Raw genomic sequence first — 15,052 nt, 5'->3', positions numbered from 1 at the left:
TCGACAGGATGACATTTCTTCGCTGGAAGCACTGGCTTGGTTTGGCTCTGCTCTCATTTTCAACCTGGACCTACGCCACCATCTATTCGTCACCTACCCTGAACGAAGCCGATGGTTTGATTGAGATTTCTCCAGCGCAAGCCAAAGCGCTGGCCACGGAATATCTCTCCCAACGCAAGTTGGCCGATAAAGCCGAGACCAGTCCAACCACCATTTCACGCGATGAAACCGACAGCCGGGTGCGCACGCCCGGCAGTACGATTGATGCGTTGAAGATTCTTGCCAAAGCCGAGTTTAACCTCGGGTATCAACAAACAGCGTTCAAGTTGCTGGATGAAGCGCAGGAATTGGCGGAGAAATACCAGTTGCCGTATTTGGAACTGGAAGTCGAGATCCTTGATGTGCGCTTGCAATGGCGCTACAACGGCAACACCAGCGAAGCACGCGAAGCGCTACGCAACATTGCCAAAGAATACGAAGCGATCAAAAATTCCGACCACCTCGCCAAAGGCATCGATTACAAAATGACGATGCTGCGCGCCGAGATTGCCTCCCAAGCCAATGACCTCGAATTGGCCAATCGCCTATTTGCGCAAGTCAAACCCTACATCGATGCCTTGCAATCGAAAAAGCCGCAAATTGAATACCACTTGGTGGTCGGCAAACATTACCTCAATCACGAACTCTACAACCTTGCCTTGTCCGAACTTTTGATGTCTTACTGGGGCGCGGTGGAAAGTAACGCCAGCGCCCTGCTGGCCAAAACCAATACCCTGCTGGCCCAACTGTTCTTTGAACGCCGCGTGCTGGACAAAGCGCTGGTTCATCTCTCGCAGGCCGCCGATTTTTACGATAACTACGACAAGTCACCGGCACTGGCAGCGGTGTTAAAACGCATGGGCGATGTCTATTACCAGCAAGGCAAGTACAATTTGGCGCTGGTACACTACTTCAACGTGATTGACCACGAGAGCAGCAGCAACGACATTGAAAGCGTGATCGAAGTGCGCCTCAGCCTTGCCGCGACCTATTTGCAACTGTTCAACTACCCACTGACCGAGCAGTATTTGGCGCGCGCAGAAGAGCTGCTCAGCTACACCGACATTCCGCGTCTCAAAGGGCGAGCTAGCTTGTTGAACGCTGGATTGGCTTACCATCAGAATCAGGGCCAGCAAGTGATTTCCCAAGCGCAACAAGCCCTCAGCATCGGCCAAGCAACGGGCGATTTAGCAATTGAAGAGAACGCCTACCGGCTGCTGTCGCTCGGCTATGAACAGACAGGCCGTTATGCCAATGCGCTGGAAAACGTCAAACAGAGCAATGCCATTGCGCAGATCCGCCAAGAAAAACTCAATCAGATCAGTGAAGATGCATTCCGCCAGCAAAAAGAGTTCGTAGAGCAGACACTGCATTTGGTCGGTCAGGAAAAAGAGCTGCAAGAGACTCAGCGTGAATACAGCAAGTTCCAAAAAATCGCGTTTGCGCTGTTCGTGGCCAGTTCGATCTTCTTCTTACTGCTACTGCGTCGCGGTTACGTGATTCAGCGCCAGCGCGATGAAATCGATGAACTCAGCAGTAACCTTTACACTCACTCGCGCTCGCGCCTACACAACCTGCGTATGCTCAACTCCAAGCTGCTCTCTTCACTAGAACGCAGCAGTCAAAACTACGAACAGTGGCACGTGGGGGAATTGATCCATGAACCACTCAACGATCGATTGCGCTTTGCGATGATCGACATTCCGTTCCTGCGCAACATGTACTTGCAACACGGCTACAGCGCTGGTCTGGAACTGGAACACGACTTTGGCGCCTTCCTCAAATCGAAAATCGATGACGACAAAGCGCGTCTGTACCATTTCTCCGATGCCAACCTGCTCTACATTGAACCGTGTCCGGATCGCGAACGTCCGCCAGAAGATCTGTTCAATAAAGTACAGTCATGGATTGAAGAGTTTCAGCCCGAACGTCGCCTCAACCGCATCATTCGCATGGGCATCGCTGATTATCCGTTCCTGCCTCGCGCATACACGGCAATCAACGACAAAGAGTTACTGGACATTCTGCTCATGGCCGCCAGTGTGGCGCGCGATCTGAGCATCAAAGAGAACAGCAGCCACTGGGTTTACCTGCGCGCGATCGACAATGCGCCAGCGGCCAGTTTTGCGTCCAACAACATTCGCAAATCGTGCAAACATGCCATCAATCAGGGATTGATCAAGGTGCATTCCTCATACAAGAATGAGGAGAACATCAAAAAACTTTTAAAAGATGGGTAAAAGCTATACGGTTAACGCACTGAAATCGTGACGAATAATTTTTTTTTGTTATTATCGATAAATCACTAAATAGGATCAGGGTTGATCCGAAGCTGTAGTTTGTTGTCGATGGGCGTTCTCGAGCAAGATATCCAAAATCAGTTAAACCAGCTGCGTAGTCAGTTGGAACAGACACGTTTGACACAACGGGATACTTCGTTCAAATTTAATCGAGAACAGAAAGTCCTGAAACGTATCGTCGCATCTTTAAGTCTTGCTTGCCAAGGCGAGAACCATCGATTGAATGGGTATTTAGCTGAACTGCGTCAAGCCATCGAGCAACAAAAAGATGTAAGCTCGCTCATACCTCGTCTGGCCGTACTGGAGCGCATGTTGAAGCAACACACGTTGATTAAGGAAAAGCAGAGTTCCCATTTGGACTCACAAATCAAACACAGTGGCGAAATATTGCTGCGTGTTCCCGGCCTGCCTTCAAAATTAAAACGCGATCTGCGTGATTTACTCAGTTTTTCTGCGGCCCAACAACTACCCAAAGCGGACCAAGCCATGCGCTTACTGGGCATTTACGAACGCTCGGTAAAAATCATCACCGCCAATCCGCAGTCGGTGACCGACGAACTCAGCCAAAGCGCCGACAACGAATTGTTGGCACGCCTGAGTGACGATCTGCAAAACTTGATTTGCGAACTGGATTTCGATGGGGAATCGGGCGATCTGCTGACCGATATTCGCACCAAGCTGTTAAACGGCGTGACGACTCAGACCTTATTGGAACTGACGCTGGACGTGTTAAAGCTGGTGATTGCCGGCACTCACTTCGAGCGCAAAAGTTCAGAAAAATTCCTGGAGCAAGTCAACAGCTCCTTGGCGAACAACATCAAAAGCGTCAATCAAAACGTCGACCAAAGCCTCAATTATCAAACGCATCGTCAAGAGATGCATCAAGAGCTAAACACCCTGGTGGGTCGTAGCCAAACCGCCCTGAAAGATGGTGAAGAGCTCAGCAGCACCAAAGCCAAGCTTGAACCGATGTTGGCGGATCTGGCCTCGCTGTCGGAGCGACTCACGCACGCTGAGCAGCGTGAACAGGCGCTGATTGAACGCATGCAATACACGCGCACTCAAATGGAAGCCCTGTTTGAACTCACCCAAGATTACCGCCGTCGTTTGGAAGATCAGGCGCAGCGCATGCTGCAAGATCCACTGACCAAAGTGTACAACCGCACCGCGTTTAATGATCGGTTGGAACTCGAATACCGCCGTTGGATCCGTACTCAGCACACGCTGCGTGTGGTGATGCTGGATATCGATAAGTTCAAAACCATCAACGACAGCTTCGGCTACATGGCCGGTGATAAAGCGCTGAAAATCATCGCGCGCACCATCAGTAAAGAGATTGAAGACACCGACACTGTGGCGCGTTTTTCCGGTGAAGAGTTCATTCTGCTGCTGCCAGAACACGCCGACAACGCGTGTTATCAAATCATTCAACAAATCCAACGGAATATCTCCAAACTGCCGTTCAAGTTCCGCGATAAAAGCATCACCATCACCATGACGGCAGCCAGTACCTGTTTCAAAGAATCAGACACGCCAGAAACGGTGCTGGAGCGCGTTCACCGCGCCTTGGTCGAAGTGAAAAAATACGGGCCAAACCAAATCGCTTGGAAGTAACCCCGCCGGATCGCGGCCCCGCGGTCCGTTTCCCATGCCTCATTCGGTTATTTTTTAATCTGACACACCTGTTTTTAGTGACTCATCTCACATCTGATGTCGCACAACATTTCCCATTTCAGCAGAACCGAACAAGATTGAAACTGGAATATCAATTAGTTAAACGTTCAGACTCGTGAACGTTGCGCCAAACATGCCCGCAACGCACGAGCCTGATGCATCCGGTTTTGCCTCAGGTTCATCCCATCAGAATCTGTGTTCACGCCGGACGATTGCCCCACCTCTGCGACGCGAGCGACCAATAACGCCAACCATTCATCAACCAACCGCGCAGGTGGACTATCATTAACCTCTCAAGCAAGGAGGTCAGCATGATCACTCAAGTCAGCCCTGCCGGCAGTATGGATCTGTTGTCGCAGCTCGAAGTCGAACGATTGAAAAAAACCGCGTCCAGTGATCTATATCAGCTGTACCGCAACTGCACCCTCGCGGTGCTGAACTCAGGCAGCCATACCGACAACTCCAAAGAGTTGCTCGATTTATATAAGAATTTTGACGTCACCGTGCTGCGCCGTGAACGCGGCATTAAGCTGGAACTGACCAACCCACCCGAGCATGCATTTGTCGATGGACACATCATCAAAGGGATTCAGGAACACCTGTTTTCGGTATTGCGTGACATCGTCTACGTCAATATGCACTTGGCAGACAGCCAACGCCTGAATCTGACCAACGCCACACACATTACCAACTTGGTGTTTGGCATTTTGCGTAACGCAGGCACACTGATCCCGGGCATCATTCCGAATTTGGTGGTGTGCTGGGGAGGTCACTCGATCAATGAAATCGAGTACCAATACACCCGCGAAGTGGGCCACGAACTGGGCCTGCGTGAACTCAATATCTGTACCGGCTGTGGCCCGGGCGCGATGGAAGGCCCAATGAAAGGGGCAGCGATTGGTCACGCGAAACAGCGCTACCACGAGCAGCGCTACCTTGGCCTGACCGAACCGTCGATCATTGCCGCTGAGCCGCCAAACCCAATCGTGAACGAATTGGTGATCATGCCCGACATCGAAAAACGTCTGGAAGCGTTTGTCCGCTTGGCGCACGGCATCATCATTTTCCCGGGCGGTCCGGGGACTGCAGAAGAGTTGCTGTACATTCTGGGCATTAAGATGCACCCAGAAAATGCCAACCAACCGATGCCAATCGTCCTGACCGGGCCGAAAGAGAGCGAAGCGTACTTCCGCTCCATCGATCAATTCATTGCCGACACACTCGGTGACGAAGCGCGTCAGCATTACACCATCGTAATCGACAACCCCGCTGAAGCAGCGCGCATCATGAAAAATGCCATGCCAGCGGTTCGTCAGCATCGCAAAGACAACGATGACGCCTACAGCTTCAACTGGTCACTCAAAATCGAGCCGGAATTCCAACTGCCGTTTGAGCCGAACCACGAAAGCATGGCCAATTTGGACTTGCATCTCAATCAGCGTCCGGAAGTGCTGGCCGCGAACCTGCGCCGCGCCTTCTCAGGCATTGTGGCCGGGAACGTGAAAGCCGAAGGCATTCATGAGATTGAACGCAATGGCCCGTTTGAGATTCATGGCGACCCGATCTTGATGAAGAAAATGGACCGCCTGCTGAAAGATTTCGTTGAACAGCATCGCATGAAACTACCGGGCGGCTCGGCTTATGTGCCGTGTTATCGCATCGTCACCTGACGCTTGGTAGCAATCCCATTGAATTTCATTACAATAAGGGCCTAACAGCCCTTATTTTTTGAATTGCTATGTCTATCCATCTCGTCATTATCGATGCTCTGAACCTCATTCGCCGCGTGCATTCCGCTCAGCCGGATGAAACCGATATTGCCCGAACCATAGACACCACCAGCCGTACGCTGCAACGTATCATTGGTGAAGCCGACCCCACCCACATCATCGCGGTGTTTGATCACCACCTGCAAGATCGAGGCTGGCGCGCCGAGGTGCTGCCTGGCTACAAAGCCGGACGTAAACCCATGCCGCAGCCGCTACAACAAGGGCTCGACCAGATTCAGCAAGCATGGTGGGAATTGGGCATCGATTCCCTGCTCTCCGAGGGCGATGAAGCCGATGACTTGGTCGCGACACTGGCCACCAAAGTGGCCGCGCATCAGGAAAAGGTCACCATCATTTCCACCGACAAAGGCTACTGCCAACTGCTCTCGCCCACGCTACAAATTCGCGATTACTTCCAACAGCGTTGGTTGGATGCACCATTTATCGAAAATGAGTTTGGCGTCAAACCGACACAGCTGGCCGATTACTGGGGATTAACGGGGATCAGCTCCAGCCAAGTGCCGGGTGTCCCGGGGATTGGCCCCAAAGCGGCCAAAGAGATACTGACGCAATATCCGGACATCGACAGCGCATACGCCAGTGACGACCTGCCAGCGAAATATCGCAAAAAGCTCGATGAACACATTGAACTGGCGCGGGTGTGTAAGCAGGTAGCCGGACTGAAAACCGACATCGAACTCGGTTTTAATCTGCAGGACATTCGTTTCAGCGGATCGCCGGCATAAAAAAACGCTCCTTAAGGAGCGTTTTTTTCGACATCACATCGGTCACGGTTCATCGCGTGGCACATTTAGTGCGGCGAGATGTTACTCAGTGATTGAACGTGCACCGTGATCTCTTCGCGATCGTGGTACAAATGTTTTGCTTGCAGACGGAACTTGACGTGATTCTCTTTGAGGAAAACCTTCAGGTTTTCGATATCTTCCAACACTTCATCGTAGCGGCCTTTCATCGGCAGTTTCAGGTTGAAAATCGCCTCTTTCGCCCAGCCACTGATGATCCATTCGCCCATCAGTTGTGCCACGCGTGATGGCTTTTCAATCATGTCACACACCAGCCAGGTCACGTTCTTACGCGGCGGTTCAAACTTAAACCCGTCGACCATGTGGTGTTTCACCTGACCGGTTTCCATCAGGCTGTCTGCCATCATGCCGTTATCAATCGCGTGCACGAACATCGAGCGTTTCACCAACTGATACGTCCAACCGCCCGGACAAGCACCCAGATCGACCGCCCACATGCCAGACGCCAAACGCGTGTCCCACTCCTCGCGCGGAATAAACACGTGGAACGCTTCTTCCAGTTTGAGGGTTGAACGGCTTGGCGCATCGGTAGGAAACTTCAGGCGTGGAATGCCCATAAAGAACTGCGAGTTATTGGAACTCAGTGAGTAACCGGCAAAACAGTGGCCCGGCGCGACAAAGCACACGTGCAGCACAGGTTTTTTCGGATGCTCTTTCGCAAACAACACCCCTTTGCCACGCAGCGCTTGACGCAATGGCACGGTGAATTTACGGCAGAACTTGAGCAGCTCTTTCGCTTCGTTAGTATCCGGCGTTTCCACGCGCAGATCGCCGCAGCGCGGAAAATCTTCGTATTCAGACAACTGCGCCAAAATCGGCGAAATACGGTCATCTTTTGGCAGTTCAGTGAACTCTGCCGCCACCGCAAACATCTGGCGGGCAAAAATCAAGGCCTGAAAATCCAGCTCTTTGATCAGCTTTTGCGCATCGCCTTCCTGATAGCATTCAAACAGTACATAGCCGCTGTTCTTCTGCATCCGCGGGAAACCATACACTTCCAGTTGCGTGGCTTTGTCCTGAATCTCACCGGCGCACTCTTTTTCAAAGCCTGCGCGGCAATAGAGCATGACTTGTTTCACTGCTTGACCTCTTTAATATTCATGGCCGCGAAGGTAAATAATCCCCAGCCGATCATAAACAGCAGACCGCCCATCGGCGTGATGGGACCAAACCATTTCACACCCGTCAGTGCTAAGGCGTACAGGCTGCCGCTAAAACAAAAGATGCCGATGATAAAGCAAATCGCCGCGCGGCTAAAATAGTTTCGCGCTTTTTCTGTCCCCGACAGCTGCAATAAAATGCCACAGGCAATCAGCGCTGCCGCATGAATGAATTGATACTGCACACCCGTTTGAAAGACACCCAGCAAATAGGGACTCAACGTGGCTTTTAAACCGTGCGCCGCAAACGCGCCGAGCGCCACGGCAACCCCGGAAAACAGGCCGCCTAAGGTAAGTAATAACTTACTTTGCATCGTACACCTCGAGAATAAACTGACTCAATTGTTCCACCGCCAAGGCGATGTTTTGTGTTTCGGCATGCCCTGACGATTTGCGCGGTTTGAAGCTGTGATCGCCATCTGGCAAAAATGCAAGCGAAACGCTTGGGCTGAATGAGAATGTGGCACACTCCAACTGCGTACCAAACGTGTCACGTTCGCCTTGCAGGATCAGCGTGGGCGTGTCGATGTCTGCCAAGTGATCCCCTTTGAATTTTTCCGGCTTGCCGGGCGGGTGAAAGGGAAAGCCCAAACACGCAATACCCGCCACTTGCGGGTGCGCACTCAGCAGCGACGCCATTCGCCCGCCCATCGATTTGCCCCCAATGACCACCGGCCCCGTTACGTGTTCGGCAATCACCGCTTCAAACGCTTCCAGCAGTTTCGGCGCGCGATCCGGCGGACGGCGCTTGCCATCTTCGGCACGCTTGACCATGTACGGAAAGTTAAATCGCACCACACGAATGCCGCGCTCAGCCACGCCCTTGGCGACCGCCGCCATAAACTCGTGGTCCATATCAGCTCCGGCACCATGGGCAAAAATAAACGTCAGCGGCTGCGAGCCGCCATCAATGCGCACGGGGGTTGAGACTGTTGTCATCCAGTATATCCTCCTGTTCGCGGCGAGCTTTTTTCAGCATCCAATCACGAAACGTTGCAATCCGTCCCATGTCCGCCTGTTTCTCGTGGCACACCACGTAGAACGCATTTTTAGTCATCAGCACTTCATCGAACGGCGCGACCAAACGCCCCGCATCAAGCTCGGGTTGTGCCAACACGTTATTGCCCAGCGCGACGCCTTGACCATGCGCGGCAGCTTGCAACACCATGGTCGAGTGACTGAAGATCGGCCCGTGATTCACATTGACACTCTCTAAGCCATTTTCTTTGGCGAACTGTTTCCAGTCTTTGCGCGAGGTGTCGTGCAGCAACGTGTGATACGACAAGTCACTCAGCGTCGCCAGCGGTTTACTGCCCAGCAGCAACGACGGCGAACAGAGCGGGATCAAAAACTCTTGATACAACTTGTCGGCGCGCAGCCCCGGCCAATTGCCTCGGCCGTAGTAAATGGCGACATCGACATCATCCGTCAGCGAGCCTTCTTCCATATCAACCGCTTTGATGCGCACATCGATATCTGGCTCTTGCTGGTTAAAGTCCGCCAAGCGCGGCACCAACCATTGAATCGCAAAGCTGGGTGGCAAACTGATGGTTAACGCACCTTTCTCGCTGCGTTCCAATAACTTGTCGGTCGCTTCCGCCAACGAACCAAAGATGTCTTTGATGTCGAGGAAGTAGCTTTGCCCCTCTTCAGTGAGCAGCAGCGAACGGTTTCGACGACGAAATAGTTTCAACCCGAGAAACTCTTCCAACGCTTTAATTTGGTGACTCACCGCAGCCTGAGTCACGAACAGCTCTTCTGCCGCCCGAGTAAAACTCAGGTGGCGAGCCGCGGCTTCAAAGACTTTCAGCGAGTTTAAGGGTGGCAATCTTCTGGACATGAGCACACTCTATAACAGATTAGTTTTTTTAATCTGAAACATTATAAATTGTCCGTTGCTAACCAGCCAGAGAAAATCTATATTTCACCCCGCAATGCGGGCCTGAACGGCTTGATTCTCATTGAGAATCAATGGGCTTAGTTATTGCGATGTTGTGTTTGCAAACTCGATTTTCGAGTGAGGTAGTTTTTCTACCATCCTGTTTTGTGCAGTTATCCCCTGCCGCAAAACATATACTTCCTGTATTTATTTTTTGACCTGTCTGTCAAATTTTTAGCACCGCCCAAGGGCGGTGTTTTTTTATGCCTGCGATTGCGCATTGTGACCTTGCTCGCATTCTCGAACACGCGCCGCAAGTGTGTAACAAAAGGTAAATAAATCTAATGCTGCGCCGAGGCAAAAAAAAACGCAAACCGACCAGCGATTTGCGTTTCTTCATTCAGTGCGCGCTCAATTATGGGCGATACACTTTAATGTTATCGAAGCCCTGCTCTTTCAGATACAGCGCTTGTAGTCGGCTCATCACACCGCGTTCGCAGTACAACAAGTAGGTCTTTGACTGATCCAGATCGCCAAACTGAGTCGCCAGTTTGTAGAACGGCACGTGTTTCACTTCCACGCCGTCAATCACCAGCGGCTTTTCATCTTCTTCATCCGGGCTACGAATATCCAGCACCACCGCTTGGTCTTGCACCGCGGTCACCAGTTCCACTTCTGGTGCTTGTTGCTGTGATTCTTTTTCGATATCACGAATGTCCATCTGACGCGCGTCGTACACCACTTGATCCAGAATCGAGAAGTCGAACTTGGCTTCTTCTGCTTCCAGTTTGCCTTTGACCGCTTTTACGGTTGGACTCTTTGAGATCACGCCGCAGTATTCCGGCATGGTCTTGGCAAAATCTTCCGTACCGATTTCACGAGCGACGTTGATGATGTCATCTTTGTCCCAGTTGATCAGTGGACGCAAGATCAGCGTATCCGTCACGTTGTCGATATGACGCAGGTTGGTCAGCGTTTGGCTAGACACCTGGCCGAGCGCTTCGCCCGTCACCAAAGCTTGAATGCCAAATTTCTCCGCAACCTGACCCGCAGCACGCATAAACATGCGCTTGAGGATCACGCCCATTTGGCCGTCGTCAACTTTCTCAAGGATTTCTGCCACCACAGGAGCGAAATCAACTGAGATAAAGCGCACTTTGGCCGAAGAACCGTATTTGTGCCACAAGTAGTAAGCGACCTGTTTAACGCCGATTTCGTGTGCCGGACCGCCGAGGTTAAAGAAGCAGTAATGCACCTTTGAACCCCGTTTGATGTGCAGGTAGCTGGACACGCCCGAATCGAAACCACCGGAAATCAGGCTCAACACATCTTCTTGCGTTCCCAATGGGAAGCCGCCTAAGCCTTTGTGGCGCGCGATCACTTGGTTCAGCAAGCCATCGTTCACTTCGACGTTAATGGTCACGTCTGGGTTTTTCAGGCGCACTTTTGCGCTGGCAACCGCTTGGTTGAGGCCGCCACCCACATAACGTTCCAATTCAATCGAGGTAAATTCGTGTTTACCGCGACGTTTTGCGCGCACAACGAAGGTTTTGTCTTCGATCAGATGACGGCTTTGCAGCAGCACCTGTTCGTAAATATCATGCAGATCTTTAAATTCAGACTGCTTCACTTCCAGCACTTGTTGAATGCCCGGTGTGGTGGTCAGAATCTCAAGCGTTTCGGCAAAGAAGTCGCGGCTGTTGGCCGACACTTCAATGTGATCGCGACGGTTGAACACCGCGACGCCTGTCGTGCGACTTTTGATGATATTGCGAATGTTGCTTTCAAGAATTTTAGTGAAGCGCTTACGCACCGATTCACTTTTAATGAAAATTTCTGGATGGGGCTTAACTATAAATTTCATAAGGTTATTCGCAATTTAATTAGAACATTCACTGGCAGGCACGACTGTGTGGCGCTCAGCACCGCTAAGGGGGCGGGATTATACACGATCTCTCGCCACAGAGAAAAGCTTATGAAAAAGGCAAGCCGGTTGGCTTGCCTTGGGAGTCACTTCGACGGCGCGTTATTGGACGTTCGCAGGCTGCGCGGACGGCACTTCATCGCTGTACAGCGGTTCGCCCTGCATAATGCTGATTTCAACACGGCGGTTGCGCGAGCGTTGCGCTTCGGTATCGTTCGGCCCGAGCGGATCGGTATCGGCCATGCCACGCACTTGCAGGCGTTGGTGATTGAAGCCTTTCACTTTTTCCATCTCTTGCGCCACGGACACCGCCCGCTGCGCCGATAAATCCCAGTTTGAACGATACAGTTCAGAATCCAGACGTTGGTTATCGGTGTGACCCGAGACGCGCACGATCCCCGGCACATCTTTCACTAAATCAGCAATCTGGCGCACCAATGGGCGGAATTTCGGTTGCAAGAACGCCGAGCCTTCAGGGAAAGCGCCCTTCTCACGAATGCGAATGACGATTTGCTGGCCGAGGTTTTCAACTTCAATCGCCCCTTGCTCAATTTCTCGTTGTAGCGCTTTCTTGATGCTTTCCAGCACAGTTTCCATCTCTTCCGACATCGATTGAGATTGGGCCTGCTGCTGTTGCATTTCCGTTTCGGTATTTTGGTTATCTTGCGTCGCGGTTTCTGGCGATTGACCGCCCGTCAACTGGCCCGCATCACGCTGCGTGCCCCCGGCGCGATCGGCATCGCCTTCATGAAATTCCAGCGTTTGCTGAGTGATGTCCATGGTTTGCTGCATGATGACGTCAATCGGGGTCGGCTCAGGGCGACCGGGACGAAATTCTTGCGCAATGATGCTGGTGCCTTTGGGAATGTCTTTGACCTCAAGGCGGTTTTGTACCCCGAATGCAAATTTCATCGACCCGGCGATCTGCTTGAACTTCAGAACGTCCATTTCCGAAAACGACAGCAGCAGGACGAAGAAGCACATCAGGAGCGACATCAGGTCAGCAAAAGTCCCTAACCAGGCGGGAAGCCCAGGTGGCGGACATTTGCACTTTTGCTCTTCCATCACTCACTCCGCTTATTCGTTGTCGACATCAAGCACACGTTTACCTTCATTGAGGTAGTTTTTCAGGTAACTATCAATGACACGTGGGTTCTGACCATCTTGAATGGCCAAGACGCCGTCCATGATCAGGCGACGGTTCAATGTTTCTTGTTCACGGCGCAGCGACAGCTTGTCGGCAATCGGGAAAAACACCATGTTGGAAAGCACCGCACCGTACAAGGTCGTCAACAACGCCACCGCCATCGCCGGACCGATCGCTTTTGGATCGTCCATGTTCGACAGCATCGCCACCAGACCAACCAGTGTCCCGATCATCCCCATCGCGGGAGCCACGTCACCAAACGCACGAAAGACGCCCGTCCCGGCTTCATGACGTTCATCGGTCAGGGAAATATCTTTTTGTAGTGTTGCACGTACCACATCGGCGTCGTGACCATCCACCAGCAAATCGATGCCTTTTTGCATGAAGGAGTTGGAGATCTCCATCTCTTCAAGGGCGAGGAAACCACCTTTACGCGCTGCATCCGCCATTTCCACGATTTTCGCGATCAAATCTTCCGGCTCATCGGCTTTGAACATGAACGCTTTCCCCGCAATTTTAGCGGCGCCGAAGAACTGTCCCATGGTGAATTTCATCAGGACAACGAACAGTGAACCACCCACTACGATCAAAATAGAGGTGACGTCGACGAACATCATAATGCTGCCGCCCAAGACCATCGCCATCACGACAAATGCTAAGCCACCAATCAGACCTATTAGCGTTGCTAAATCCACGAAGCGCTCCTCTGCTGTTCATTCGCGATTAGAGATTACTCTCGTTATCGGCAAGAGAATAAATTCTTTAACTTTTTTCTCAATCCGGATGACACATCACCCTGCCCGAGCCAAACGGTGATGAGCCGATGATTGCTCAGCCCGCGGCGACGTCTGCCCGAAAGCGCGCGCCAGCCGCAAGCGGCCATCCCCCACGGCTTGACCCGATCCGGTGCGCAAAAATGCGCTTGAAACGTCTGCATGCCTTGTCAGGCAGTGATATGCTTTTCCCAGTGTATACTCAAATCCTGTTAAGATGCACCTGCGGGCAGCACAGAAATCCAAGTCAAGTTTCAGACTCCGGTGCCATTTTTACGTTTCGTTATCCGTATCCAGTAAAAAGCGCCGTATTTCTGACAAAATTGCTTGGTTAAATTTGACCATCACTACGCCCTAAGGTAACTTTCGTGCATCTTTCCCAAGGCAAAATGATTATGGCGAGTAAGAAACCTGAAAACATGTCCTTCGAAGCAACCATTCAAGAGTTAGATGAACTGGTTGATCAACTGGAAAATGGTGATTTGGCACTGGATGACGCCCTCAAAAAATTTGAGCGCGGCATTGCCCTTGCTCGCTCTGGACAAACTAAGCTCGATGAAGCGGAACAACGTGTTAGCATTTTGCTAAGCAACAGCGACGATGCGCCGCTGAGCGAATTTACCGATCTGCCTGAATAAATGATGACTAAAGAGTGCCCTATGATTGAGGCTCTATCCTCTTTTCAACACCGAAACAATGAGCAGCTTGACCTGTGGTTAAATCGTCTGCCCAACCAGAATCTGCCTCTGATTGAAGCCATGCGGTATGGCTTGCTCCTGGGTGGCAAACGCGCTCGCCCGTATCTGGTGTACATCACCGGGCAAATGCTCGGTTGTGAACCCAGCGACCTTGATACCCCGGCTTCGGCCATTGAATGCATTCACGCCTATTCGCTTATTCACGACGATCTGCCGGCCATGGATGACGATGAGCTGCGCCGTGGCAAACCCACCTGTCACATCAAGTTTGATGAAGCGACCGCGATTTTAACCGGCGATGCCCTGCAAACGCTGGCATTCACGATTCTCGCCGAAGGCACGTTGTCTGACGCGGGTGAGATGAACCGCGTGAAGATGATTCAAGCACTGGCAGAAGCGTCAGGCGCGCAAGGCATGTGTTTGGGTCAGGCTTTAGATTTAGCGGCGGAGAACCGCTTGGTGGCTCTCGACGAGCTGGAAAACATTCATCGCAACAAAACCGGCGCACTGATGCGCTGCGCCATTCGAATGGGTGCGATGGCTGCCGGTCACAAAGGGTTGGATGTGCTGCCACATCTCGACCGATACGCTGACGCGGTTGGGCTGGCTTTCCAAGTTCAAGATGACATTCTCGATATCATCAGTGACACCGAAACGTTGGGCAAACCGCAAGGTTCTGATCAACAACTCAATAAAAGCACCTACCCAGCGCTCCTGGGCCTAGAAGGTGCGATGAATAAAGCTCAACTGCTGTATGAAGAAGCGCTTCAGGCACTGCAAGCGATTCCTTACAACACTGAGCATCTCGAAGAGTTCGCCCGATACGTCATCGAGCGCAAAAACTAACACTATAAGCGCGCATAAC

Annotated in this window: 13 protein-coding genes; 6 read left to right on the top strand and 7 right to left on the bottom strand. The window is 51.8% G+C overall.

Annotation, left to right across the window (positions count from 1 at the left end; translation table 11 throughout):
- Positions 1–8: 8 nt before the first annotated feature.
- The 4 genes from ACS18Q_RS03675 (at position 9) to xni (ending at position 6,528) form a co-directional block, all read left to right on the top strand.
- Entirely contained in the window at positions 9–2,279 is a 2,271-nt protein-coding gene (locus tag ACS18Q_RS03675; RefSeq protein WP_441257392.1) for a tetratricopeptide repeat protein, read from the top strand.
- Between the two features lie 108 nt (positions 2,280–2,387).
- Positions 2,388–3,953, top strand: coding sequence for a GGDEF domain-containing protein (locus ACS18Q_RS03670; RefSeq protein ID WP_041942605.1), 1,566 nt, complete (start codon positions 2,388–2,390; stop codon positions 3,951–3,953).
- Positions 3,954–4,324: 371 nt separating this feature from the next.
- Complete coding sequence (gene ppnN, locus ACS18Q_RS03665; RefSeq protein WP_004723970.1) at positions 4,325–5,683, top strand: nucleotide 5'-monophosphate nucleosidase PpnN; 1,359 nt, start codon at positions 4,325–4,327, stop codon at positions 5,681–5,683.
- A 68-nt stretch (positions 5,684–5,751) separates the two neighbouring features.
- On the top strand, positions 5,752–6,528 hold the full coding sequence (xni, locus tag ACS18Q_RS03660) for a flap endonuclease Xni (protein ID WP_004723972.1): 777 nt from the start codon (positions 5,752–5,754) through the stop codon (positions 6,526–6,528).
- A gap of 65 nt (positions 6,529–6,593) precedes the next feature.
- Here xni and rlmM read toward each other — a convergent pair whose 3' ends face one another.
- The 7 genes from rlmM to pomA form a co-directional block, all read right to left on the bottom strand.
- Positions 6,594–7,685 carry a 23S rRNA (cytidine(2498)-2'-O)-methyltransferase RlmM gene (gene rlmM / locus ACS18Q_RS03655; RefSeq protein WP_441257391.1) on the bottom strand — a complete coding sequence of 364 codons (1,092 nt, stop codon included), beginning with the start codon at positions 7,683–7,685 and terminating at the stop codon, positions 6,594–6,596.
- Positions 7,682–8,080 carry a DUF423 domain-containing protein gene (locus tag ACS18Q_RS03650; RefSeq protein ID WP_441257390.1) on the bottom strand — a complete coding sequence of 133 codons (399 nt, stop codon included), beginning with the start codon at positions 8,078–8,080 and terminating at the stop codon, positions 7,682–7,684. Before ACS18Q_RS03650 ends, rlmM begins: the two co-directional genes overlap by 4 nt.
- Complete coding sequence (locus ACS18Q_RS03645) at positions 8,070–8,705, bottom strand: alpha/beta fold hydrolase (RefSeq protein ID WP_441257389.1); 636 nt, start codon at positions 8,703–8,705, stop codon at positions 8,070–8,072. Before ACS18Q_RS03645 ends, ACS18Q_RS03650 begins: the two co-directional genes overlap by 11 nt.
- Positions 8,674–9,606, bottom strand: coding sequence for a transcriptional regulator GcvA (locus ACS18Q_RS03640; RefSeq protein WP_004723982.1), 933 nt, complete (start codon positions 9,604–9,606; stop codon positions 8,674–8,676). Before ACS18Q_RS03640 ends, ACS18Q_RS03645 begins: the two co-directional genes overlap by 32 nt.
- Positions 9,607–10,060: 454 nt before the next feature.
- Positions 10,061–11,509: a tRNA uracil 4-sulfurtransferase ThiI gene (gene thiI, locus ACS18Q_RS03635; protein ID WP_004723983.1), complete on the bottom strand. Its 1,449-nt coding sequence runs from the start codon at positions 11,507–11,509 to the stop codon at positions 10,061–10,063.
- Positions 11,510–11,671: 162 nt separating this feature from the next.
- Positions 11,672–12,634, bottom strand: coding sequence for a flagellar motor protein MotB (locus ACS18Q_RS03630; protein WP_242536224.1), 963 nt, complete (start codon positions 12,632–12,634; stop codon positions 11,672–11,674).
- A 12-nt stretch (positions 12,635–12,646) separates the two neighbouring features.
- Positions 12,647–13,411 carry a flagellar motor protein PomA gene (pomA, locus tag ACS18Q_RS03625; RefSeq protein ID WP_004723987.1) on the bottom strand — a complete coding sequence of 255 codons (765 nt, stop codon included), beginning with the start codon at positions 13,409–13,411 and terminating at the stop codon, positions 12,647–12,649.
- A gap of 473 nt (positions 13,412–13,884) precedes the next feature.
- Here pomA and xseB point away from each other — a divergent pair, with 473 nt between their 5' ends.
- Entirely contained in the window at positions 13,885–14,127 is a 243-nt protein-coding gene (xseB, locus tag ACS18Q_RS03620; RefSeq protein ID WP_004723988.1) for an exodeoxyribonuclease VII small subunit, read from the top strand.
- Positions 14,128–14,148: 21 nt separating this feature from the next.
- A complete protein-coding gene (gene ispA, locus ACS18Q_RS03615) occupies positions 14,149–15,033 on the top strand; it encodes a (2E,6E)-farnesyl diphosphate synthase (protein WP_004723990.1) in 885 nt (294 codons plus the stop codon).
- The last annotated feature ends 19 nt before the right edge of the window (positions 15,034–15,052 follow it).

Origin of the sequence: Vibrio sp. Vf1514 (assembly GCF_052076135.1) — a bacterium.
Taxonomy (GTDB): domain Bacteria; phylum Pseudomonadota; class Gammaproteobacteria; order Enterobacterales; family Vibrionaceae; genus Vibrio; species Vibrio furnissii.
This window is presented reverse-complemented; position numbering and strand designations above follow the sequence as displayed.